Raw genomic sequence first — 991 nt, 5'->3', positions numbered from 1 at the left:
TGGGCAGTCCGGTATGCAGGACCGGCAGCACGGAAGATGTCGGCGACCTCGAGCGAGGTGCGCATCGCGCGCTCACCCGGCGGGTGGCTTGCTTCCATCAGCGCCATCAACCGGTCAAGCGGACCGGTCACGGCATGGATCGTGCGCGTGGCGACCTTGGTATAGAGCGGGGTCGTTTCGAGCTTGCTGTGCCCGAGCAGCACCTGGATGACGCGGATGTCGACGTCCTGCTCGAGCAGGTGGGTGGCGAAACTGTGCCGCAGCGTGTGCGGGCTGACGCGCTTGCGGATCCCGGCCGCCTCGGCAGCCTCATGAACGGCGCGGTGGAGCTGTCTGATTGAGATCGGATCGGTGTAGCTGCGCCCCGGGAACAGCCAGCCGTGCGGCAACAGGACACTGCGCCGCTTGCCCTCGCGCCACCAGAGCCGGAGCAGTTCAAGCAGTTGCGGCGACAGCATCGCGTTACGGTCCTTGCGGCCCTTGCCCTCCTCGATGCGGATCAGCATGCGCTTGCTGTCGATGTCGTCGGCTTTGAGGTGTGCGACCTCCGACACCCGCAATCCGGCGCCGTACGCGACGCCCAGCGCGGCGCGGTACTTGATGCCCGGTGCCGCCTCGAGCAGCCGCCCTACCTCCTCGACGCTCAGCACGTCGGGCAGCTTGCGGGGACGAGGCGCGAGGACCAGCCTGCGCGACAGGTCGGGCCGGTCGAGCGTCACGCCAAACAGGAACCGCAGCGCCGATACCGTGGCGCCGATGACGGCCTCTCCGACACCGTGCTCGCGCTGGTGAAGCTGGAAGCGCCGTACGTCCTCGGCAGTCGCGGTCTCCGGCGAGCGTCGCAGGAACGCCGCGAAGGCGCGAACGTGGCGGACATAGTCGTGCTGGGTACGCGACCGCATTGAGCGCATCGCCATGTCGTCGAGCATCCGCTGGCGCAGCGGCGTAACGGACTGTTCGGTGGGTAGAGTCGCCATGGAGAGTTCCTCTC

The 991-nt window shown here is 67.9% G+C and carries 1 pseudogene; it reads right to left on the bottom strand.

Annotated elements, in window-relative coordinates:
* Positions 1–74: 74 nt before the first annotated feature.
* A pseudogene (locus IFT87_RS20095) lies at positions 75–977 on the bottom strand (tyrosine-type recombinase/integrase); the annotation flags it as partial.
* Positions 978–991: the final 14 nt, after the last annotated feature.

This window comes from Sphingomonas sp. CFBP 8765 (assembly GCF_014841445.1).
GTDB classification, from domain to species: Bacteria; Pseudomonadota; Alphaproteobacteria; order Sphingomonadales; family Sphingomonadaceae; genus Sphingomonas; species Sphingomonas aerolata.
Note: the sequence above shows the minus strand (reverse complement) of the source record. Positions and strands in the feature narration are given on the sequence as shown.